Source organism: Micromonospora craterilacus, assembly GCF_003236315.1.
Taxonomy (GTDB): domain Bacteria; phylum Actinomycetota; class Actinomycetes; order Mycobacteriales; family Micromonosporaceae; genus Micromonospora; species Micromonospora craterilacus.
In genome coordinates this window covers 1-992 of sequence record NZ_POTY01000507.1, presented here as the reverse complement: position 1 = coordinate 992, position 992 = coordinate 1, and the positions used below count along the sequence as shown (strand labels likewise).

The following is a 992-nucleotide window of genomic DNA, read 5'->3' as shown; positions in this document are numbered from 1 at the left end:
TAAAGTGATCTCAACGACTTTGCGGTAGGTACTTGTACTCGAAATGGGTCAGGTGCAGGGCTGCGGCGATGATGTCGCCGATTCGGCGGGGGCTGGCGGTCGTGTGGCGTAGCGTCTTCCAGCGTCCGACCAGGATCGCGAAGCCGCGTTCTCCTTGCCAGCGCAGGCCGCGTAGCAGTCGGTTGTAGGCGCGGTTGTCGGGTGCGAGCCGGCGGCCGTCGGTGGGCTGCTTGAGCGGTGTTTTGATGCCGTGGCCTGCGCTTTCGTAGCCGGAGTCGGCCAGGGCGGGTAGGTCGAGGTCAGCGGCGGCCCAGTTCAGGGCGGCGGTGATGCCGAGTTCGCGGGCGCAGCTGGTGTCGTGCAGATGCCCGGGCATCGCCGCCGAAGTCCAGATCGGTAGACCATCGGGGCGCATGACAGCTTGGATGTTCGCGCCGAAGTCGCGGTGTTTTCCGGAGAACCAGGCGTCGATCACCTCGCCCTTGACCGACAGGGTCGTCTCGGCCAGCCGGTCGCAGTCGAACAGCTTCCCGTCCAGAATCACATGCGACCAGCCCTCGTCGGCGGCCCGACGCAGGGCGGTGTGCAGGTCGTTGGCCTGGGCGGCGAGCACCGCGATGCCCTCGTCGCGGTAGCGGTACGCGGTCGCCCGGGAGATACCGAACCCGGCTGCCAGCAAGGTCATGTCCTCGGCCTTGCGGAACCACACCAGCACCAACAACGCCTGGTAGAAGCAGGTCAAGGCGCGGGTACCCGAGCGCGTGCCCCGAGCCCGGCGCTCGGCGGCGAGGAGCCGGCCGAGGTACCGCACAAGTTCCCTCGGGACGTCGGCCATGGCACGATAGGCAATCACGTGGAGCCCTCTCGAAGACGTGTTTCTGTCGCAAGGACGTGTCTATCGATGGCTCCACGCCTGTTTCCACTGCCGCCCGACTCGACACCTTCGCCCGTGTCGCACCAATCAACCCTTATGCGTTGCTGAGATCAACTCA

At 66.0% G+C, this 992-nt stretch carries 1 protein-coding gene; it reads right to left on the bottom strand.

What is annotated here, in order from left to right; genetic code table 11:
• Nucleotides 1-10: 10 nt before the first annotated feature.
• Nucleotides 11-835: a transposase family protein gene (locus C1I95_RS34125; RefSeq protein ID WP_199524046.1), complete on the bottom strand. Its 825-nt coding sequence runs from the start codon at nucleotides 833-835 to the stop codon at nucleotides 11-13.
• Nucleotides 836-992: the final 157 nt, after the last annotated feature.

What these genes read in the sequence shown, in the direction of transcription:
- C1I95_RS34125 (WP_199524046.1), bottom strand. Translation starts at nt 835, where the DNA reads ATGGCCGACGTCCCGAGGGAACTTGTGCGGTACCTCGGCCGGCTCCTC.